Genomic DNA, 19,715 nt, shown 5'->3' with positions numbered 1-19,715 from the left:
AGTGGGAAACCTGAACTGTCGTTGCGCTTCTAGCGATCCATCAAGTCGAGTTCGCCGTCCGAGAGAATCTCGACAACCTCGTCCGGGCTTCGGGCAGCGAGCAACGCATCGCGAATCTGGTGTCGATTCATGAGGCGCGAGATCCGACTCAGGACCTTGATATGCTGCGAACGGGAGGTCTCCGGTCCAAGGAGCATGAAGAGGAGTCGCACAGGCTCGTCGTCGATGGCCCGAAACTCAATAGGCTCCTCTGTCACGGCAAAAACCGCCATCGTTTCCGTGACGCCTGCCGTCTTTGCGTGTGGCAGACCGAGACCCTGACCAACACCCGTCGACATGATCTTCTCACGAGAGGCGACGTCTTCTCGAACCTTCTCCAGGTCGATCACGGCAGGATGACCCTCGAGCGTATCCAGCATGGACTCGAGGATTTCGTCCTTCGTTGCTCCCCGCAGACCGACGCAGATCGAGCCGGGACGGAGCAGTTTGGTTATTTCGGTCTCCACCTGGAGCATCTTCCTTCTTGCGATTTATCGTCTAAGCTAATTAGAACGATCAGTGAGGCGAGATGTTCGTGCCCAGGACCGACGTTTGAGGCACCTGGGGGCCAAATATACGACTCGCGACCGCTCCGCTCAGGATGCACGCCCCAGCCGTTCAATCGCCTCTCTGATATCGGTCGGAGGTTCGCTCGTGAATTGACATCTCTCTTCCGTTCGTGGATGAATGAAGCCCAGTGACCGTGCATGCAGTGCCTGTCGTGGCAAGCGTTTCAGAATGTTAGCATAGAACGCCCGTCGCGACTTCGTCAGATTCTTCCTCTTGAGGTCTCGTCCGCCGTATGTGGAGTCTCCTAGTATGGGGTGTCCGATGTGGGCCGCGTGCACACGGATCTGATGAGTCCGGCCCGATTCAAGACGGAACTTGACCACTGACGAATCCGGAAAAGAGCGCACCACCTCGAAATTGGTCGCGGCAGACTTTCCGCCCCGGGACACTACAGCCATCTTCTTTCTATCTCGACGATCACGTCCCACAGGTTTGTCGATTCGGCCAGTGCGTTCTGATGGTACGCCCCAGACCAGACCCGTGTACTCACGCTCGATTGTCCTGTCGCTGAACTGTCGTGCCAGGTGAGCGTGGGTAACATCGTCCTTCGCCACAACCAGCAACCCACTCGTATCCTTGTCCAGGCGGTGAACGATTCCCGGTCTAATTGATGGGTCCGTGGGATGTGCAGGTATCGCGTTGACGACTGACAGGCCTGTATCGGCGTCGTCGTCCTCTTCATCGACGAGATCGTCGACAGATACGGCCTCCGCACCCACGTGAAATAGAAGCGCGTTGACCAGCGTCCCGTCTCGATTGCCGTATGCCGGATGGACTACCATTCCCGCAGGCTTGTCGACGATGATAAGCCACTCGTCCTCGAAGACAATGTCGAGTGGAATGTCTTGCGGAATCGCGACTATCGGGGGTGATCTCAGGACCTTGCAGACAATGCGATCCCCCGCTTGTACCGGGTGCGATACACGGGTAACAGGATCGCCGTTGATCGTCACGCGACCCTCTTTAATGCCTCGTTGGACTTTCGTCCTGGTCGCATTCAGAATGAATCGCGTGAGATAGACATCCAGCCTTGCGGACTCACGATATCCCGTGGGCACCTCCACCACCACTTCCGTTTCCACGTGGTCTGATTCGGACATGTCCACCTGTCTGCTTTGTTCACGAGGACCAGGCGCGTGGTCTCAACGCCTGAGATAGAATCGCTTGCCCGGCAACCGGGACACCGCACCGTTCATCTCCAGCCGCAGCAGGCGAATCTGAACCTCCGCCGGATGCAGCCCCGTAGCAACACAGATTGCATCGATATGCTGCGGATCCGCCGAAAGGATCCCCACTATGGGGTCGTCATCCTGCGCTCGGTTGTCTTGCCCGTGCACCACGCTTCTTCCTGTCGTCAAATTACGCGTGTCGAACTCGATTTCAACATCGTCGGCGTTCAGGATCAATTTTGCTTCTCCAGCCTGGATGAGTCGATTTGAACCCGCACTCGCTACCGACTCTGCCGGACCTGGAAACGCGAAGACATCCCGGTTCTGATCCAGTGCAAATCTCGCCGTAATAAGTCCGCCTCCTTTCTCAAACGCTTCAACAACCACAACTCCTTTCGACATTCCGCTGATCAATCGATTGCGCCGCGGGAAATTTGTTGCTTCTGGTTTCTCGCCCATCGGGAATTCTGAGAGTATTGCGCCTCGCTCGACTATCCGGTCGAACAGCCGCCTGTTTGCCACCGGGTAAACGACGTCTGCCCCGCAACCAAGAATGGCCACGGTCGCCCCACCTGCATCAAGCGCACCGCGATGTGCGGCCGCATCAATGCCGTATGCAAGTCCGCTCACAATCGTCCATCCTCTCTCGCCGAGCGACCGAGCAAGATTGTACGCATTACGTCGGCCGGCAACAGTCGGTCTTCTGGTTCCAACGATGGCGATGGGAAAGTCATACGTCAGATCTTCCGCGCCACGATGCCAGAGCACGGGCGGCGGATCGTATGTCTCTTTGAGAAGCGGTGGATAGCCGGCCTGTCCGGGTGCTAGCGCCCGCGCGCCTACGTTGCGCGCAAGGTTCAGCTGGCGACGAACCTGTGCAGCTCGGTCCAATTGGCGGATCTCCCCGCATATCTTCGATCCGATTCCACGAATGGCTCTCAGTCGTCCGGGATCAGCGGCAAAGACTGCCCGAGCCGATCCACACGCGTCGATCAGGGATCGGATTCGGCCGGGTCCCAGACCGCGAACGAGCGACAGTGCGATCAAAGCCTCTTTCTCGTGATCGCTGAGGCTCAATCGTCACCGCCGGCTAGATGCTCGCGACCTGACTTCACACGATCCCACAGGGCGTACTTCAGTTCAGTCATGCCGGCACCTGTGACTGCACTGATCGGTAACACATCGATGTCGGATGGCAGCGTTGCTCTCAACTCCTTGATGTACGAATCGTCGGTCTCGCCAGACAAGAGATCGGTTTTCGATAGCGCGAGCATACGCGGCTTCTGCAGCAGGAGTGCGTCGTGGCTTTCGAGTTCGTCCAGCAATGTGTTGTACTGTCCGGCTACGTCTTCGGCGTCGATGGGAATTACGAACAGTAATAACGCGTTTCGTTCAATGTGTTTTAGAAATCGTGTGCCAAGACCTTTGCCCGCGTGTGCTCCCTCAATTATTCCCGGGATGTCGGCGATGACAAACGATGCGTACTCATCGACGTAAACGACCCCGAGTGACGGTGCGAGCGTGGTGAACGGGTAGTCCGCGACCTTGGGCCTGGCAGCAGACACGGCCGAGACTAGGGTGCTCTTGCCGGCATTTGGAAATCCCACGAGGCCTACGTCGGCAAGGAGCTTGAGCTCCAGTATCACATCCAGCTCCTCGCCCTCTTCTCCCGGCTGCGCATAGCGTGGAGCCCTGCGCGTCGACGACTTGAAATGCGTATTGCCTTTTCCGCCTCGGCCTCCGCGGGCGAGTACAAGACGGTCGTCCGCTTCCAGTAGCTCCTCGATCACGATATCGCTTTCCGTATTTCGCACCAGCGTGCCGACGGGAACACGCAGAACGATATCCTCCCCATCCTTGCCCTTCTTATTCGATCCTTCGCCCGGCCGGCCGTTCTCCGCGAAGTGGTGACGGTTATAGCGCAGATCGAGCAGCGTGTACAACTGCGGATCAGCGACAAGAATTACCGATCCGCCATCCCCCCCGTCCCCTCCGTCCGGTCCGCCCTTCGGAACGTATTTCTCCCTCCGAAAGGCCACTGCTCCTGCGCCGCCTTTGCCGCTTCGAACCGCAATCGTCACATAGTCAACAAACTTCATCGAACCACCAGACACGATTGAAAGTAGTAATGGAAGTAGTCGTGCCTTTGTCTACTGGAGGCGGCTATCTTACGTTCAGTGATGCCGTGGCCGATCTCACCTTTTCCGCTTGAAGCACATCATCGTTTATACGGACGGAGCCTGCAGCGGCAATCCCGGCCCGGGTGGCTGGGCAGCCGTCCTAAGATACGGTGCACACGAGCGAGTCATTTCTGGCTTCGAGCCGCAAACGACCAACAACCGGATGGAAATGCGTGCCGCCGTAGAAGCGCTGGCGGCTCTGAAGGAGCCGGTGCACGTGTCCATTCACACCGACAGCGCCTACCTCTCCCGTGCGTTTCTGGACGGCTGGATTGATCGCTGGCAGACGAACGGTTGGAAGACGTCCGGCAAGAAGCCCGTCGAGAACAAGGACCTGTGGTTGCAGCTGCTGGAGCACATGAAGGACCATCGCGTCGACTGGATCAAAGTAAAAGGGCATGCGGACGATCCGACGAACAACAGGGTTGATGGACTCGCGGTTGAGGCAATGAGAATGGGACAGAACGCCTGACCCCGTAGCCACGCGAGCGGTCATGCCCGATAGCGCTCGGGACCGCACCGACTCAAATCACCGGCGAGCGCGACGGTTTCAGCCGCCAGCATTGTATGACGTGCACAGGTTCGTAATTGTCGACCCTTCCGAACCACATACTGTGATCTGACTTAAACAGATCAATCGAATCGAGATTCAGCCTCGTCGTCCCGTTCGTCAAGGACCCGGATCTCACCTCGCCCGGCCAGCTCCTCTACAAATCTGGCCTGAAACGTATCTGATGCCGAGGCCCGAACCTCGACCACGAGCGACGTAGAATTCAGATAGTCCGCCTTCACGACTCGGCCGCCCATCGCTTCAATCACGCGCATGGCTCGTGCGGTATCGTCGTAGTCGAAGCGTACTCGATGGCTCCGCAGGATGGTGTGCTCGATGGTTCCGGCGTCGTCGAGCGCGAATCCAGCCGCATCGCCGTATGCGCGTGCGAGTCCGCCCCGGCCAAGCTTTGTACCACCGAAGTACCTCGTCACGACCACAAGTGTGTTCGTAAGGTCACGAGCCTCTATCTGCTGCAGGATGGGAGGTCCTGCCGTCCCACCCGGCTCGCCATCGTCGTTCGATCGAAATATCGACGCGCTCGCTCCCAGACGGTATCCGAAGCAGTGGTGCCGCGCATCGTGATAGGACTTGCGTACCGAATGGAGCGTGTCCTGCACATCCGATTCAGACGTCACCGCTACGGCAACGCCGAGGAATCGGGAGCCGCGAACTTTGACCTCGGCCGATCCACGGCTCTTAACCGTCACGTAGATGTCCTTCATTTACGCCCGGGTGCAGTCTAGCCCTCGATCTCTGTGACCAACTGAATCTCTCGCAGCACCCCCTGAACACGAAAGCATTCCTCAAAGCTACCCTCGAATGCGCAGGCCTTGCCCTCAAGATGGACGGTCCATGCGATATTTTCCGCATCCTTTGCGCTGCAACCTGTTGCCTTTGTCACTTGATAGATTACTTCATCAAACGTATGAATGTCATCGTTGAACAGGATCACTCTCCAGGGATTGTCCAGACGCTCTTCCTCGAGAACATCGGTAATGACTTCTTTCTGCGGGGCGGGCATCTCCCGTGCGCCCCGGATCTCCAGAGATTCCTGAAGCAACGCGGCCATGGCGTCGACAGATTCAGCGGGTCGCACCTGCGTGATCCTTTTCAATCGAGATTTCGTAGTCCTCCATCACCTGATTCGACAGCAGCTCCTTGCAGGCGGCGTGAGCGATTCGTTCCGCCTCGGCTTTTTCGGCCACATCAATCCACATCTCGATGTGCTTACCGATGCGTACACGATCGACGTCAGAGTATCCGAGGTTATGAAGGGCATGCTGTGTGGCCTTACCCTGCGGGTCGAGGATAGATGACCGCAGTGTTATTTGAACACTCGCTTTGTACATGTATCTAATATCTCGCTGTTACGGAACGGGACTGTCATTTCGGGACTGGTCTGTTTCGCCGACCCTCCCGGCAACACCATTGCCGGATTCGGGCTCGACCATGACAGCCCGAAAGACGTTGCGCACGGCCCGCCCCACTGCGTGGGCGAGATATGCTATCAGGGAAATCAGCAGGCCGATCTGTTGCAGGACTATGATCAGCACGAGCCCGACCAGATAGGCTGCGGCCTTTGCACGGTTCGAACGAATAAAGTCGGGCGTCGGCTTGGGCATCGCGTCGAACTTAATGTTCGATATCATCAACCCCGACAGGACGACGACAATAGGCATCAGCAGGCTGAGATTGCTGGGACTCAGTTCACTGAACCAGTCCGCGCTGCCCACATTAAGTATCAACGCGACGATGCAGGCCGCCTGGACGGGAATTGGAAGTCCGACAAAATAGTCCTTTTTGATGCCTTCGAACTGCACATTAAAGCGCGCCAGACGCACCGCACCACAGATGGCAGGCAGGGACGAAACCGCCAGGCCCAGCATCCCGAATTCATTCAGACCGAACGCATAGACGAGATACGCGGGCGCGACGCCGAACGAAACAATATCACTCAGCGAGTCAAGTTCTATTCCGAAGAGACTTTCCCCGTCCGTCAGACGGGCCATCATTCCGTCCAGCACGTCAAAGAACCCGGCGAGGACGATGAGCCAGCAGGCCTGCTCAAATCGCCCCTCGAGTATTTGGGTCAGCGCCATGAACCCGCTGAACAGGTTCATCAGCGTAAAGAACGACGGCACAGCCGCCCGCGGGATCTGACGTCGACTACGGCCGGCCTGAGCTTCACGAAACGCCGCGATTCGGCGCTTAAGGATCCGCTGCTTCCGTCCGGGCGGGTTCTTGGAATGTGTATTTGCTCTACGCTTTCCCATCGTGCTGACATTCAGATCCGTATTCGCGAATCAGGAGTTCACGGCCCCCCGTCTTGCGTGAAGGGCAGATTTGCAATGATGGTCTCGCCGCCCCGAACCCGGTCGCCTTCAGTCACAGTGATCTCCACCGACATCGGAACCAGGATGTCCATCCGTGAACCGAATTTAACGATCCCAAAGCGCTCTCCCGCACGTACGGTGTCGCCGACGCCAATGTGATAAACTACACGGCGCGCCACGGCACCCGCTATCTGTTTGAACAGGACCGGCATGCCGGATGGGTGACGGATGCCGAGTTGTGAGCGCTCATTCTGTTCGCTGGCCTTCGGATGCCACGCCACGAGGTAATCTCCGGAGACGTAGTTGTCGTACTCAACGACACCGTTCGTCGGAACCCGGTTTACGTGCACATTCAGCGGTGACAGGAAGATTGATACCTGTCGTGCAGGGCTTTTAAGATACAGGGGCTCAAACTCGACTTCGCGAACAACCACCACCTTGCCGTCCGCCGGAGCAAGGAGCACCCGCCCTTCCGTCGCCTGGACCGGGATCGTGCGCTCAGGATCCCGAAAGAAGAACAGCGTGAAGGCAACGACCAGCAGGGCGACGCCAACCAGAATCCACCTCCAGGGCGACGCCACCAACATCCCTGCTGCGACCAGAACAACGCCGATTACGATGGATATTCCAACGATTCCGTACCCTTCGGGTGCGATCATGGGCGAAGTGCAGCGGGTGAGTGTGACGAAACCGAAAGATACGCTCCGAGTAGCACTGCCGCAGTCTCCCTACGCCCTGCCATCGCTATTCCAGCGAATCTGACAGCCCGATATCGACCGTGTCCACCGTTGCCTTTCATACGCTCGGCTGCAAGCTGAATTTCGCCGAGACGGGGATGATCGCCCGCCAGTTCGAGCAGCGACAGTTCACGATTGTACCCTTCGGATCGCAGGCCGACGTCACAGTGCTCAACACGTGTACGGTCACCGACGAGGCTGATCGCAAGTGCCGACAGATGATCCGCAAGGCGGTGCGTTCCAGTAAGGATTCTTTTGTGATTGTGACTGGCTGCTACGCCCAGCTGCGTCCGGACGAGGTCGCTGACATCCCCGGTGTCGATGCGGTACTCGGCACGGCCGAGAAGCACCGCCTATTTGATCTGCTCGAGTCGTTTTCCAGGACGGAAGAGACACAGGTTCGTGTGTCCTGCATCGACGATGTCACGACCTTTGGGCCCGCGTATTCTGCGGGCGAACGGACGCGGGCTTTCCTTAAGATTCAGGACGGTTGTGACTACACCTGTTCATTTTGCACGATACCGATGGCCCGGGGAAGAAGTCGAAGTCAGACCATCGCAGACTCTCTCGCACAGGCCAGGGAAATCGCATCGCAGGGCTTCGTCGAGATCGTGCTAAGTGGTGTCAACATCGGGCTGTATGGCAACGATACGGGAACGTCGCTGCTCGATCTTCTGCAAGAGCTTGACGGCGTCGATGGTGTGGAGCGATATCGGATTTCTTCGATCGAGCCCAACCTGTTGACCGATCGCATCATCGACTTTGTTGCCGGCTCCCGCCGTTTCGTGCCGCATTTTCATCTGCCGCTGCAAAGTGGTGACGATTTTGTCCTGGGCAAAATGCGACGCCGGTACCGACGGCAGGTCTATCTCGAGCGCGTGGAGCGCATCAAGCAGATAATGCCTGATGCCGGGATCGGGGTCGACGTCATTGTCGGCTTCCCGGATGAAACGGACGAGCGTTTTCGCAACACAACCGAGTTCATTGCCGACCTGCCGGTGTCGTACCTCCATGTATTCACCTACTCGGAGCGAACCGGTACCACCGCCGTGGAGGAAGTGGACAGCGGCTCTGCGTCGCCGATTCCCCGACACGAACGTTCGCGGCGAAACCGCGTGCTCCGCGTACTATCTGAGCAGAAGAAGCACGCCTTCTACAAGCAGCACATCGGCACGCGAGGGGACGTACTGTGGGAAAGCAAGGTGAGTGACGGGTATGCTTTCGGCTTCACCGACAACTACATCCGGGTACGGGCACCTGTTGAGGACGTTACCGTGGGCGTCGTTGAGAACGTCGGGCTTGCTGGAATTGCAGAAGACGGATCGGTGACGGTGGAATCGACAGATCCGGCGTTTGTGAGTCTCACCTAGCCTGTCGACGACAGCCGATCAGTCAAGAGGAACCGTCTGCCGCTCCAGATAATCGCCCCACGCAACAACTCCGAGATCTTCGGGCCGACGCGATCTAAGTGCCTCGACAACGGCGCCCGCAAGTTTCAGGTCGGTGAGCAGCGGGATTCCGGCATCCACTGCACGTCGGCGGATCAGGTAACCGTCCGGCCTGCCCTGCTCGTCGTACTCCCTCGGGATGTTGATCACAAGATCAACACGTCCGTCGTCAATCAGATCGAGTGCACTCGTTCCGTTGCCCGGTCCTTTCTCGACAGCGGTACATTCGATACCCACTTCGTCCAGGCGCTCGGCCGTTCCTATCGTGGCGTATACCGGAAGGCCCAGCTCATCCACGATGAGTTTGGCCTCATCAATGAAGCTGTATTTCTCTGCTATCGGACCCAGTGACAGGAGGACGCCCGCCTTCGGAAACTTGAAGCCAGTCGCGAGTAGGCCATGAAGCAACGCTTCATTCAGGTCCCCGCCCAGACAGCCCACTTCGCCCGTGCTCGTCATCTCCACGCCAAGCATCGGATCGGCGCCGACGATTCGCGAGAACGAGAACATGGGAACCTTGACGCCCACGTAGTCAAGTGACAGGGTCTCGTTCTCCACTTTCCTCCTGATTCCAAGCATGCGCCGCGTCGCCTCCGCGGCAAAGTTTGTCCCGGTAACCTTGGAGACAAACGGAAAACTCCTCGACGCACGAAGATTACACTCGATCACCTTCACCGCCCGGTGTTTCGCAAGAAACTGCATGTTGAATGGTCCGGTGATCTGCAGTGCCTTCGCGATCGATGCGGCGATCTGACGAATCCGCCGAATGGTTCCGATGTACAGCGTTTGCGGAGGAAGAACGAGTGTGGCGTCCCCACTATGGACACCAGCATCCTCGATGTGCTCGCTGACCGCCCAGAGAACGATCTCCCCGTCGTCAGCCACCGCGTCAATCTCAATTTCGCGGGCGTGGGTCTCGAACTTCGAGACGACCACCGGATAGTCCGGATTGATTGCCGATGCGCGCGACAGGATTCGATTCAATTCCCTAGGCTCGTGTGCGACACTCATCGCCGCACCGCTTAACACGTAGCTGGGGCGAACGAGAACTGGAAATCCGCCCAGTCGATCAACAATCGTATCTGCATCACTCGCATCGGTGAGACTCATCCAGAGCGGCTGATCAACACCCAGGTCGTCGAGCAAGGCGCTGAACTTGTTGCGGTCTTCCGCCCGATCAATATTTTCCGGACTCGTTCCAAGGATCTTGATACCGGCACGATGTAATTGGATTGCGAGATTGTTGGGAATCTGACCTCCCATACTCACGATCACACCTTCCGGCTTCTCTCGTTCGCAAATATCCATCACCGACTCAAACGTGATCTCATCGAAGAAGAGTCGGTCACAGATATCGTAGTCCGTGCTAACTGTCTCCGGGTTGTAGTTGAGCATGATGGTCTCAAAGCCCGCCTCCGCAGCAGCCTGAACCGCGTTGACGCAGCACCAGTCGAATTCGACGCTCGATCCGATTCGATACGTCCCAGACCCCAGAACCAGAATCTTCTTCCGCCAGGAAGGAGTCACGTCAGAGAACTGCGCGTGATACGTGCTGTACAGGTAATTCGTGTCCGCCGGAAACTCTGCAGCGAGCGTATCAATCTGGGCTGTGTGCGGAGCGATCCCGAATTCGCGCCTCGCCTGTCGAATGGCTCCCGACGATCCTCCGACCAGCGACTCAATCGCGTCATCGCTAAAGCCAAGTTTCTTTGCGTCACGAAGAAGAGTCTGGGAAAGTGGAATGCCATTCTCCCGAAGTCGGACGTGCATCTTCACGATGGCCTCTATCTGTCCGAGAAACCACGGATCGATGCGCGTCAGTTCGTGGATCTCGTCGAGCGGGACTCCCTGCAGAAAGGCACGCGCCACCGCGAACACCCTGTGCGTCGTGGCCTTCTTCAGTGATGCGTAGATGTCATCGAATTCGTACTGCTCGGGGTCCAGGCCGTTGACTCCGATGTCGAGCATCCGAAGTGACTTTTGAATCACTTCGGGAAAGGTTCGCCCGATGGCCATTACCTCTCCGACGCTTTTCATCTCGCTCCCGATGCCCATGGCTGCACCCTGGAACTTGGTCAGATCCCAACGCGGCACCTTGCACACGATGTAGTCAAGTGCGGGTTCGAAGAACGACGTTGTCCTGCGAGTGATGCTGTTCGGAATCTCTGGAAGTGTGTACCCGATCCCCAGTTTTGCCGCAACGTAGGCCAGTGGATAGCCGGTCGCTTTGCTGGCGAGCGCACTCGATCTGGACAACCGGGCATTGACCTCAATGACGCGGTACTCGAGGCTGTCGGGATCGAGGGCGTACTGGATATTGCATTCGCCAACGATTCCGAGGTGGCGAACGGTTCGGATCGCTATCTCGCGCAGGAAGTGGTACTCCTCATCGTTCAGTGTCTGCGAAGGTGCAATCACGATGGAGTCACCGGTGTGAATCCCCATGGGATCGAAGTTCTCCATGTTGCAGACGGTGATGCAACTGTCGCGCGCGTCGCGCACGACCTCATACTCGATCTCCTTCCACCCGCTGAGACACTCCTCCACGAGGACCTGAACCTGATCTCCCGAAAATGCTCGTCGGATTGCCTCGTTAAGCTCGTCATTGTCGTAAACAATGCCACTTCCCTTTCCGCCCAGTGCGAATGCACCACGCAACATTACGGGCAGGCCAATCTCGTCGGCCGCCGCTCTCACCTCATCCGGCGTTCGGCACGCCTTGCTGCGCGCCGTCCTGACGTCGATCTCCTCGAGCCGGTTGATGAAGAGCTCCCGGTCTTCGGTGTCCCGGATCGACTCCACCGGCGTCCCCAGCACCTGAACTCCATACTTCGCAAGCACGCCACTGTCGTAGAGCTCGAGCCCGCAGTTGAGTGCCGTCTGCCCACCGAACGAAAGCATGATCGCGTCGACCTCTTCCTTGACGATGATGCGCTCGACGAAGTCCGGCGTCACGGCCACGAGGTAGATTCTGTCGGCCAGCTCCTCGCTTGTCTGGATCGTCGCAATGTTTGGATTGACCAGGACGGTCTTGATCCCTTCCTCCTTCAGCGCTTTGATCGCCTGGGAGCCTGAATAGTCAAATTCGCCGGCCTGTCCGATCTGGAGCGCTCCCGATCCGAGGACAAGAACTCGCTTTGGCTTACGGGGGATGTAGGCGCCGTACATGTTTATCGGTGGGCTGTGGCTGCTACGAGCCGGAGAAAATCGTCAAACAAAAAGCCGGTGTCCTTGGGCCCGGGATTCGCCTCGGGGTGGAACTGGACGCTGAAGTACGGATGCCTTCGTGAACGGACGCCTTCGTTCGTGCCGTCGTTGATGTTCACGAACCAGGGCTCCCAGTCGGGTGGCAGGGCGTCGTCCTGCACGGCGTACCCGTGGTTTTGACTGGTGATATAGCATCGACGAGTCAGCAAGTCCTGGACCGGCTGGTTGACACTGCGGTGACCGTAGGGAAGTTTGTACGTGTCGCCTCCCGCCGCGAGCGTCAGAATCTGATTGCCCAGGCAGATCCCGAAGATCGGCCGGTCGTAGCGGCCCAGTAGACCGCGAATCTGCTCGATGAGCGTCGACAGGTCCTTTGGGTCGCCCGGCCCGTTGCCAATGACCATGCCGTGCGAGGATTCGGCGAGCGGAGCCAGATCCGCGTGCCACGGAGCTCGCACGACGGTTGCTCCCCGGGTCAGGAGCGATCGAATGATGTTGTCCTTGATGCCGACATCGACGGCCAGAATTCGAAGGTCACCGCCTTCGTAGGTGACCGGCTCTGATCCCGCCACCGCACGGAACACCTCACTTCTCATGTCGATTGATGCGGCGTTCCTTTTTGCATGGTCGAGCTCGGTTCCGACGGGCATCAGCCATCCGCGCATCGTGCCGTGCTCGCGGAGCCTCCGGGTCAGCGTCCGGGTGTCTATCCCCTGAATGGCCGGTACGCCGTCCTGCCTGAGCCATTCTGCCAGCGTGCGATCGGCCGCATGGTGAGAGCTCGCGTCAACGTAATTCTGGACGATCAGTCCCTGCACCTGAATCTGATCCGACTCGTACGGCAAATCGATCGTCCCCGATGCTCGCTTCGGCGGCACGCCGTAGTTCCCGACGAGCGGATACGTCATCAGGAGTATCTGCCCTTTGTAGGACGGGTCCGTGAGCGTCTCAACATAACCGGTCATGCCCGTGTTGAAGACCACTTCGCCGGCAACGATGCCCGGGGCGCCGAAGGAGTCACCGCTCATCTCCGTACCATCTTCGAGCACGAGTTTCAGCGCCGTTCCTGTGGCCGCCGGGCTGGTGTTAACGTCTGGTTCCTGGACCGCTATTCCGTCAGTCATTGCACACGGGGTAAAAGCGTAATCTGAATACACAAAAAAACCTTCCCGAAATCATCGAGAAGGTCAAGAAGGCCGCTTCGCGGCTGTAGGCGCTACCAGCAAGATTGCTTGTCGATCTTGTATTGTCAGAACAGCGTTGGCCCGTCCTCACCGCCGGGGTCGACCTGTCCGTCGGCCGTACCATTCCAGTCAGTACCTGTCGGTTCCTGTCAGTTCGGGCGAGCGCTAAAATAGCCCCGCAGCAAGGAACCGGGCAAGGAGATCAGGATCGCAAGATAAGCCTTCATTTATCTTTCGCATCCCGCCCCACCGTGTGGCCACCCGGCCCGCCATCTGATGCTACGAGCTGCCCGCCGAGATCGGTTGAAGGGCAGAACAGAGTGCCCCAAGAGCCGTTAAGGCAGATAATGGTGCGTTCTCGACGTATGAACGGCATCTTTCAGTCCCACAGGTACTATTTCCGAAGAAGCAGGGCCTCATTGTGGCCTCCCGACGTCGTCATACCGACCTGAAAGCGGGCTACGCGATACGCGCGCAGGCGTGCCTTGCCGCAGCATTGCTGTTTGCCGGCGGCCTTGTCAACCTGTGGCCTCTCCCCAACCCCGACGACAACACCCGACCCGACTACCGGTCGGCCGGACAGGAAACGATCGAGATCGAGGAGATCGTTCAGACGCGGCAGCGAGCTGAGAAGCCGCCACCGCCGCCTCCCATTCTCGATGTCGTAGTGTCAGATGAAGAGATCGACGACGATCTCGTGCTCGACCTGCCGGATGACTTCCTCGCGTTCAGCGAAGACGACGGGGTGAGTCCGGACATCCCGGAGGCAGCGGCATCGGGACTTCCGGACCTGATCGAACCCAGGCCGGTTCGGATTGTCGAACCCGAGTATACGCGGGAAGCCCAGCGGAAGAAGATTCGCGCGGAGGTCGTGGTGGAGGTCCTCGTCGATGAAAGAGGACGCGTCAACAGTGCACGCGTGCTCGAGAGGTTCCTGCTTGGAAAGGACGAAGAACGCCTTGCCGTGGGCGAGCTGGGCTACGGCCTTGAGGAGTCAGCTATCGATGCGGCTAGACGCTGCATGTTCAGGCCAGCGCGATTCGGAGGCGAGACCGTACGCGGATACAAGACGTTGAGGTTCAGCTTCGGAGTATAGCAGGCGACCCCGAGGTTCGGCATGTCGTGCTACGCAGTCGCCCCGCACCTCAAGTCAGGGCAGGTCTTCCCACACCGCATCCTCAACGTCGACACGAGGCACCGTTGCACGGTCCGTCGACCGGTCCGTCGGCCTGTTCGCACCCGGATCCACGGTTCGCCGGCGATCGTCCCCCGGAACCATGCCATCCTTCACAGCCGCCAGAAGCAGGTTTCGACCGGCACGAAAAAGCAAATAGGCCAGCAGCAGGATGAGAAAAAACTTGAACATCGCGCAGCCCTTCTAAAACAACGTCGCGGATGGAACGGGATTGAAATAAGTTGTTCCCGGATGCCGGAGATTGCGAATCTGATCCACAAGCTGTTCCAGATCGTCCAGATTGTTTACAAAGTCGATCTTCTCCGTATTGACGATCAGAAGAGGACTCTTGACGTACCGGAAGAAGTAGTAGTTGTACGCATCGTTGAGAGACGTGATGTATTCGGGATCCATGGTCTTTTCGAACGATCGAGCCCGAAGCCTGATGTTGCTCATCAGCCGTTGCGGAGTCGACTGGAGGTACACGACCAGATCCGGAACCGGCGTCGAGGACTGCATGAGCTTGAACATCGTTTCGTACAGCTGGCGCTCGTCGCCGTCAAGGTTCAGATGCGCAAATATCCGATCCTTGTCAAACGCGTAGTCGGCCACGACAAACGAGTGGAAGAGATCCGGCTTCATAAGTAGCTGCTGCTGCCGGAAGCGGCTGGCCAGAAAGCTCAACTGCGTCTGGAACGCCCAGCGGGGACGATCCCCGTAGAATCGTTCCAGGAAGGGATTCTGTTCGAACTCCTCGAGGACCAGCATGGCCTTGAATTTCTGCGCAAGTATTCGGGCAAGCGAGGTCTTCCCGACACCGATCACACCCTCGATAACGATGTACCGCATACTCTCGAACATCGAGGGGATTTCACCCTTCGAACGGGTTTCATGCGAATCGGTTGACATGGAATGCGCGTGAGGTGAGGACAGAAGCCACGTGTAAGATACTACGATGACCTATTTGTAATTACCGAGGTCGACGACCGTTTTGGTCGTTGGACCCCGGTCGGGGCACCGGTCAATGAGGTCGCCAAGCGTCGTGTGCAGCGCCTCGTGATGCTCGTCGGCGGGGATGAGGTCGGCCAGCGGCAACAGAACAAACAGGCGCTCTGACAGCTTCGGGTGTGGAACCCTGAGCTCAGGCCTATCGATAACAGAGGCCGAATACAACAGGATGTCAAGGTCGATGCGCCGCGAGCTCCATTTCTCATCCAGCGCCCGATCTCGCCCGAGCAACTTCTCGATCTCCAGACATCGGGCCAGCAGCGCTTCCGCGGTCAGGTTCGTACGTACCATGGCAGCGGCATTCAGGTAGTCCGGTTGCAGGGACCCATCGATCGTATGTGCTGCCGACTGAAACACGCTCGAAACTCGTTCGACTGTGACGCCAGGCGAATGCGAGAGGTGATGAAGTGCCGAAATCATCATGCGCACGCGGGGCTCGATGTTCGACCCCAGGCCTATGAATGCGGTAACTTCCATCGGTTTCGAAGGGCGGATGCAGCGATCAATCTGTCAACAATGTGGCGAGCTGCTCCCATCGCTCGTACAGGCGGCTGAGCTCGCCCTGAACGGATTCGTACTCGCTCGTGGTCGCCCTGGCGCTGTCGGGATCGGAATAGATGTCGGGTTTGCTCAGGTCGGCTTCAAGCGCCCGCTGCCTCTTCTCAGCAGCCAGAATCGAAGTCTCGATAGTCTGATACAATCGAGTGAGTTGTGGTTGCGAGAGCTCAGTCAGGTCCGCTTCATCCGAAAGCTGTGCCTTTCGAGATCGATCCTTTCGGGCTTCCGCCTCTGCCCTCTTTTGCTCTCGTGTTTTCGGGCCACCGGATCGCGCCGGAACGGCTTCCACGGCTTCACGCGTGCCACCACCGGCATCTCCATTGACGAAATCACGGGCAGTCCCGTGTTGAGTCTGCCAGACATACTCGGAGTAGTCGCCGATGAATGACCGCACGGTGCCGTCTCCCAGTCGCCAGATCCGATTGACCACCTGATCGACGAAGTGACGGTCGTGTGAGACAATCACGAACGTCCCGCTATACTGCCGCAGGGCCTCGATCAGTACGTTGATCGACTGAATATCAAGGTGATTGGTCGGCTCATCGAGAATCAGGAAGTTGGCCGGGGTCAGAAGCGTTCGTGCGAGGGCTACGCGGCTCTTCTCGCCTCCCGAGAGCACGTTCACAGTCTTGAACACGTCATCCCCGGAAAAGAGGAACGCTCCCAGCAAGCTTCTGATCTCCGTTTCCGACTGGCCGGTAGCCACCGCCTGCAGAGATTCGAGCACAGTGTGCTCGGGCGCAAGACTGTCGGCCTGGTGCTGCGCGAAGAAGGTCGTTTCAACTTTGTAGCCCGGAACCCTCTCACCGTCGAACGACTCCGTGCCATACAGCATCCGCGCCAGTGTCGATTTGCCGGCACCGTTCTTCCCGATGATCGCGATCTTCTCACCACGTTCTATTACGAGCGGACCGGCGTCCTGAAATACGTCGACCGGACCCTCCGGACTCTGGTATGTCTTCGAGAATTTCGAAAGGCTTAGCACGGAGCGTCCCGATCGTGTCGGCTCCGGAAAGCGGAACCTGATCGAAGAGGCATCCGACTCCGGTGGTTCAATGAGATCAAGCTTCTCCAGCGTCTTGACTCTGCTTTGCACCTGCGTCGCTTTGGAAGCCTTGTAACGAAATCGCTCGATAAACCTCTTCGTGTCTGCGATCTGCTTTTGCTGATTCTCGTACGCCGACTGCTGAAGCTCACGGCGCTTGTCTCTCTCGCCGAGATAGTAGGCGTAGTTGCCGTGATATTCCGTGACTTTGCCGTACGACAATTCGGCGATTACCGTGACCATCCGATCCAGGAAATACCGGTCGTGTGATACAATGATGACCGTGCCCGGGTACGACTTCAGGTAACCTTCCAGCCAGTCGATGCTGTCGATATCCAGATGGTTCGTCGGCTCGTCGAGCAACAGGAACTGCGGACGCCGAAGCAGAAGACGCGCAAGGGCCACGCGCATGCGCCACCCACCGGAGAACGTCTTAACGGCCCGGTCGAGATCGTCCGGATCGAACCCGAGTCCCGTCAGAACCGCCTCCGTCTTCGGGCGGATCAGATGGATCTCATGGCGCACCAGGTCGGTGTGGATGTTCGCCTGAGCCTCCAGGAGCCTGACGTAGTGCGGGGACTCATGATCGTCTTCGTTACTCAGTTGACGGATAATTTCATCTTCCCGTTCCTGCAGCGACAGGGCCTCTGAAAACGCCGTCATCGCCTCGTCGACGACTGAGCGCTCCTCATCCATTTCCTGAACGTCCTGTTCGAGATAGCCGATGGTCGCGTCGCCTGAGGCCGAGATCGTCCCTTCGTCCGGAACCAGGCTTCCCGTGATGAGCCGAAGGATGGTCGTCTTGCCTGCGCCGTTCGGCCCGATAAGCCCTATGCGCTGGCCGGCTCGAATCGTCCACGTAAGCCGGCGAAGGATCGAGTTGCCGCCAAACGCGATGGAGACGTTGTGAATCTGAATCATTGGAATGCGACCGAAGACGTTCTCAGGCACGTCAACGACGTGGAGCGGCGTGGGTTGCCGTGGCAAAAAACAGAGCAGACCTCGACACCACCACTTCCTTCACTGTGACAGAGCAGCGCGGTCCGCTCGGCGGCCGCTCTCGTGCGCTCCCCTGTCCAGTTTGAAAGGCGATTATCAGGCCAGTTCGTCCGCGGCTTGGCGTCGGAACGCACCAACAAATATATTCGAGACTGTACACACGCGACGAGCGGATCCAGAACACGGCGAAGTTGATCTGAGGCGGGGCGAACCATGTATGAATACCGTCACATCGACGAACTGACGAAGGGCGATCTGGTGCCTCTGGATCAACTCACACGGATCGACGCCGTAACCGGCGCGCTGGAATCCCGAGGTCTGAACGGAGAAGCGAGCGGCCTGGCAGCAACACACCTTAAGCGCTGCGCGGCACACTTCCTGGAGAGTGGTCACGGCTCTCTGTCGGCTTTTGCGGGCTTCGTTCCGGGGCGCATCGAAGTGCTGGGCAAGCACACTGACTATGCCGGCGGGGGGAGCCTGATCTGCGCACTTCAGCGAGGCATTTCTGTTGTTGCGATTCCGCGAGAGGACAACCGTGTGACCGTCACGGATGTCGCGACCGGAGAATCTTGTGAGATTACGATCACCCCAACCGAAGAGAATCGGCCCGGGCACTGGTCCGATTACGCGGTCGTCGTGTGTCGGCGCCTGTCGCGAGACTTTCCCGACGTACAGACAGGCGTGGACATCGCGTTCTCGAGCAACTTGCCGAGGGCATCCGGGATGAGCAGCTCCAGCGCGCTTACGATCGCGATTGCCCTTTCTGTCATCCGGGCCAACAATCTCGGCAATCTCGAGCGGTTCTCAAGCCTGTTTGATCGAACGGAGGATCTCGCCCAATACCTAGGCGCTGTTGAAAACGGACTTCCCTATCTGACGCTTCGGGGCGATACCGGCGTGGGAACGTTCGGCGGAAGCGAAGATCACACCGCGATCCTCTGTTCTCAGACCGGATTGATGAAGTGGTACTCGTATTCGCCTGTCCGATTTCACGAAGCGGTCGCGATTCCGGAGCATCACGTGTTCGCAGTGGGCTTTTGCGGTAGACACGCAGCGAAAACCGGAGCGGTCCTCGACCGCTACAACTACCTCTCCGACAGCACGGCGGCCGTGGCTGCGGCCTGGAGGCTGGCCATGGACCGGGACGAAGCGCACTTGGGCGCCATAAGCGCGATTCCCGGTTATTCGCGGACAGAAGTCGCCCTGGCCATCCGCGAGTGTCCGTCCGACCGGTACACCGTGCGCCAGCTAACCGACCGGCTTGACCACTTTCACCACGAAAACAATCTGATTTTGCCCGCAGCCGTCGATGCGCTTGAAGAGCATCACTTGGATCGATTCACAGAACTTGTCGATCGGTAACAGCAGCTCGCGGAAAGTCTCCTGCATAATCAAACAGACGAGACCATATTGCTCGTGCGCTCAGCCCGTGACCAGGGTGCCGTCGCGGCGTCGGCCTTCGGCGCCGGCTTTGGCGGTTCGGTGTGGGCGCTGATTCATGAGGATCGAGC

Annotated in this window: 19 protein-coding genes; 4 read left to right on the top strand and 15 right to left on the bottom strand. The window is 58.3% G+C overall.

The annotated features are described in order from the left end of the window. Positions 1-29: 29 nt before the first annotated feature. The 4 genes from HKN37_10725 to obgE all read right to left on the bottom strand — a co-directional run bounded on the left by HKN37_10725 (position 30) and on the right by obgE (position 3,877). Positions 30-515, bottom strand: a complete 486-nt coding sequence (locus tag HKN37_10725) for a PTS sugar transporter subunit IIA (protein ID NNE47122.1) — start codon at positions 513-515, stop codon at positions 30-32. Positions 516-635: 120 nt separating this feature from the next. Further along, a complete protein-coding gene (locus HKN37_10720; GenBank protein ID NNE47121.1) occupies positions 636-1,709 on the bottom strand; it encodes an RluA family pseudouridine synthase in 1,074 nt (357 codons plus the stop codon). 42 nt (positions 1,710-1,751) lie between these two features. Continuing rightward, complete coding sequence (gene dprA, locus HKN37_10715) at positions 1,752-2,855, bottom strand: DNA-protecting protein DprA (protein NNE47120.1); 1,104 nt, start codon at positions 2,853-2,855, stop codon at positions 1,752-1,754. Continuing rightward, positions 2,852-3,877 (bottom strand): GTPase ObgE, encoded by a 1,026-nt coding sequence (gene obgE, locus HKN37_10710; protein ID NNE47119.1) that lies wholly within the window; start codon positions 3,875-3,877, stop codon positions 2,852-2,854. Before obgE ends, dprA begins: the two co-directional genes overlap by 4 nt. Positions 3,878-3,986: 109 nt before the next feature. Here obgE and rnhA point away from each other — a divergent pair, with 109 nt between their 5' ends. Beyond that, positions 3,987-4,430 (top strand): ribonuclease HI, encoded by a 444-nt coding sequence (gene rnhA / locus HKN37_10705; protein ID NNE47118.1) that lies wholly within the window; start codon positions 3,987-3,989, stop codon positions 4,428-4,430. Between the two features lie 161 nt (positions 4,431-4,591). On the opposite strand, the gene HKN37_10700 is transcribed toward rnhA, so the two are convergent. The 5 genes from HKN37_10700 to HKN37_10680 form a co-directional block, all read right to left on the bottom strand. Further along, the gene (locus tag HKN37_10700; protein ID NNE47117.1) at positions 4,592-5,233 is read right to left on the bottom strand and encodes a YigZ family protein; all 642 of its coding nucleotides are present in this window, start codon (positions 5,231-5,233) and stop codon (positions 4,592-4,594) included. A 17-nt stretch (positions 5,234-5,250) separates the two neighbouring features. Beyond that, complete coding sequence (locus HKN37_10695) at positions 5,251-5,532, bottom strand: ATP-dependent Clp protease adaptor ClpS (GenBank protein NNE47116.1); 282 nt, start codon at positions 5,530-5,532, stop codon at positions 5,251-5,253. Between the two features lie 61 nt (positions 5,533-5,593). Further along, complete coding sequence (gene purS / locus HKN37_10690) at positions 5,594-5,860, bottom strand: phosphoribosylformylglycinamidine synthase subunit PurS (protein ID NNE47115.1); 267 nt, start codon at positions 5,858-5,860, stop codon at positions 5,594-5,596. Between the two features lie 18 nt (positions 5,861-5,878). Beyond that, a complete protein-coding gene (gene pssA / locus HKN37_10685) occupies positions 5,879-6,784 on the bottom strand; it encodes a CDP-diacylglycerol--serine O-phosphatidyltransferase (protein ID NNE47114.1) in 906 nt (301 codons plus the stop codon). A 38-nt stretch (positions 6,785-6,822) separates the two neighbouring features. Next, positions 6,823-7,503 carry a phosphatidylserine decarboxylase family protein gene (locus tag HKN37_10680; GenBank protein NNE47113.1) on the bottom strand — a complete coding sequence of 227 codons (681 nt, stop codon included), beginning with the start codon at positions 7,501-7,503 and terminating at the stop codon, positions 6,823-6,825. A gap of 119 nt (positions 7,504-7,622) precedes the next feature. On the opposite strand from HKN37_10680, the gene mtaB reads away from it, so the two are divergent. After that, the gene (mtaB, locus tag HKN37_10675) at positions 7,623-8,951 is read left to right on the top strand and encodes a tRNA (N(6)-L-threonylcarbamoyladenosine(37)-C(2))-methylthiotransferase MtaB (protein ID NNE47112.1); all 1,329 of its coding nucleotides are present in this window, start codon (positions 7,623-7,625) and stop codon (positions 8,949-8,951) included. Positions 8,952-8,969: 18 nt separating this feature from the next. On the opposite strand, the gene carB is transcribed toward mtaB, so the two are convergent. Both carB and carA read right to left on the bottom strand, forming a co-directional pair. Continuing rightward, positions 8,970-12,197 carry a carbamoyl-phosphate synthase (glutamine-hydrolyzing) large subunit gene (carB, locus tag HKN37_10670; GenBank protein ID NNE47111.1) on the bottom strand — a complete coding sequence of 1,076 codons (3,228 nt, stop codon included), beginning with the start codon at positions 12,195-12,197 and terminating at the stop codon, positions 8,970-8,972. A 2-nt stretch (positions 12,198-12,199) separates the two neighbouring features. Then, positions 12,200-13,360, bottom strand: a complete 1,161-nt coding sequence (carA, locus tag HKN37_10665) for a glutamine-hydrolyzing carbamoyl-phosphate synthase small subunit (protein ID NNE47110.1) — start codon at positions 13,358-13,360, stop codon at positions 12,200-12,202. A gap of 481 nt (positions 13,361-13,841) precedes the next feature. Here carA and HKN37_10660 point away from each other — a divergent pair, with 481 nt between their 5' ends. Next, entirely contained in the window at positions 13,842-14,516 is a 675-nt protein-coding gene (locus tag HKN37_10660; GenBank protein ID NNE47109.1) for an energy transducer TonB, read from the top strand. A gap of 54 nt (positions 14,517-14,570) precedes the next feature. On the opposite strand, the gene HKN37_10655 is transcribed toward HKN37_10660, so the two are convergent. The 4 genes from HKN37_10655 to HKN37_10640 form a co-directional block, all read right to left on the bottom strand. Continuing rightward, positions 14,571-14,786 (bottom strand): hypothetical protein, encoded by a 216-nt coding sequence (locus HKN37_10655; protein ID NNE47108.1) that lies wholly within the window; start codon positions 14,784-14,786, stop codon positions 14,571-14,573. Between the two features lie 12 nt (positions 14,787-14,798). Next, entirely contained in the window at positions 14,799-15,455 is a 657-nt protein-coding gene (locus HKN37_10650) for a deoxynucleoside kinase (GenBank protein ID NNE47107.1), read from the bottom strand. Between the two features lie 99 nt (positions 15,456-15,554). After that, on the bottom strand, positions 15,555-16,079 hold the full coding sequence (folK, locus tag HKN37_10645; protein ID NNE47106.1) for a 2-amino-4-hydroxy-6-hydroxymethyldihydropteridine diphosphokinase: 525 nt from the start codon (positions 16,077-16,079) through the stop codon (positions 15,555-15,557). A 25-nt stretch (positions 16,080-16,104) separates the two neighbouring features. Continuing rightward, positions 16,105-18,126, bottom strand: coding sequence for an ABC-F family ATP-binding cassette domain-containing protein (locus HKN37_10640; GenBank protein ID NNE47105.1), 2,022 nt, complete (start codon positions 18,124-18,126; stop codon positions 16,105-16,107). 291 nt (positions 18,127-18,417) lie between these two features. Here HKN37_10640 and HKN37_10635 point away from each other — a divergent pair, with 291 nt between their 5' ends. Continuing rightward, the gene (locus HKN37_10635; protein ID NNE47104.1) at positions 18,418-19,566 is read left to right on the top strand and encodes a galactokinase; all 1,149 of its coding nucleotides are present in this window, start codon (positions 18,418-18,420) and stop codon (positions 19,564-19,566) included. The last annotated feature ends 149 nt before the right edge of the window (positions 19,567-19,715 follow it).

It is taken from the genome of Rhodothermales bacterium, assembly GCA_013002345.1.
GTDB lineage: Bacteria > Bacteroidota > Rhodothermia > Rhodothermales > JABDKH01 > JABDKH01.
This window is presented reverse-complemented; position numbering and strand designations above follow the sequence as displayed.

What these genes read in the sequence shown, in the direction of transcription:
- HKN37_10725 (NNE47122.1), bottom strand. Translation starts at nt 515, where the DNA reads ATGCTCCAGGTGGAGACCGAAATAACCAAACTGCTCCGTCCCGGCTCG.
- HKN37_10720 (NNE47121.1), bottom strand. Translation starts at nt 1,709, where the DNA reads ATGTCCGAATCAGACCACGTGGAAACGGAAGTGGTGGTGGAGGTGCCC.
- obgE (NNE47119.1), bottom strand. Translation starts at nt 3,877, where the DNA reads ATGAAGTTTGTTGACTATGTGACGATTGCGGTTCGAAGCGGCAAAGGC.
- HKN37_10700 (NNE47117.1), bottom strand. Translation starts at nt 5,233, where the DNA reads ATGAAGGACATCTACGTGACGGTTAAGAGCCGTGGATCGGCCGAGGTC.
- HKN37_10695 (NNE47116.1), bottom strand. Translation starts at nt 5,532, where the DNA reads ATGCCCGCCCCGCAGAAAGAAGTCATTACCGATGTTCTCGAGGAAGAG.
- purS (NNE47115.1), bottom strand. Translation starts at nt 5,860, where the DNA reads ATGTACAAAGCGAGTGTTCAAATAACACTGCGGTCATCTATCCTCGAC.
- pssA (NNE47114.1), bottom strand. Translation starts at nt 6,784, where the DNA reads ATGGGAAAGCGTAGAGCAAATACACATTCCAAGAACCCGCCCGGACGG.
- HKN37_10680 (NNE47113.1), bottom strand. Translation starts at nt 7,503, where the DNA reads ATGATCGCACCCGAAGGGTACGGAATCGTTGGAATATCCATCGTAATC.
- carB (NNE47111.1), bottom strand. Translation starts at nt 12,197, where the DNA reads ATGTACGGCGCCTACATCCCCCGTAAGCCAAAGCGAGTTCTTGTCCTC.
- carA (NNE47110.1), bottom strand. Translation starts at nt 13,360, where the DNA reads ATGACTGACGGAATAGCGGTCCAGGAACCAGACGTTAACACCAGCCCG.
- HKN37_10655 (NNE47108.1), bottom strand. Translation starts at nt 14,786, where the DNA reads ATGTTCAAGTTTTTTCTCATCCTGCTGCTGGCCTATTTGCTTTTTCGT.
- HKN37_10650 (NNE47107.1), bottom strand. Translation starts at nt 15,455, where the DNA reads ATGTTCGAGAGTATGCGGTACATCGTTATCGAGGGTGTGATCGGTGTC.
- folK (NNE47106.1), bottom strand. Translation starts at nt 16,079, where the DNA reads ATGGAAGTTACCGCATTCATAGGCCTGGGGTCGAACATCGAGCCCCGC.
- HKN37_10640 (NNE47105.1), bottom strand. Translation starts at nt 18,126, where the DNA reads ATGATTCAGATTCACAACGTCTCCATCGCGTTTGGCGGCAACTCGATC.
- HKN37_10635 (NNE47104.1), top strand. Translation starts at nt 18,418, where the DNA reads ATGTATGAATACCGTCACATCGACGAACTGACGAAGGGCGATCTGGTG.